Origin of the sequence: Pseudomonas sp. 10C3 (genome assembly GCF_036346185.1) — a bacterium.
Classification (GTDB): Bacteria; Pseudomonadota; Gammaproteobacteria; order Pseudomonadales; family Pseudomonadaceae; genus Aquipseudomonas.
In genome coordinates, this window is the sequence record NZ_JASJVE010000184.1 from 1 (window position 1) to 244 (window position 244).

At 32.8% G+C, this 244-nt stretch carries 1 protein-coding gene; it reads right to left on the minus strand.

Features of this window, described 5'->3' with window-relative positions:
* On the minus strand, nt 1–244 hold a 244-nt coding region (locus tag QN399_RS26565), incomplete at both ends, for a type II toxin-antitoxin system antitoxin SocA domain-containing protein (protein WP_330201972.1).

Genomic DNA, 244 nt, shown 5'->3' on the forward strand with positions numbered 1-244 from the left:
GCATTAATCCATGATTTATGTTGATGCGATATATCACTCAACTGCAAAGCACTATAAGGCATATAGATGTTAGCAATAGCATCTATAAATTTTTTTTGATATTCTGTTATATCTACATTTATATTAGAAAAGTTTAGAGAATCAGCAGGAATATAACTCATGCGAGCATGAAGCTTATAAAGGTCTGGACAGACAGGACCATACTTCCAGGACTCAAAATCTTCATTAAACAGTGGTGCATTAT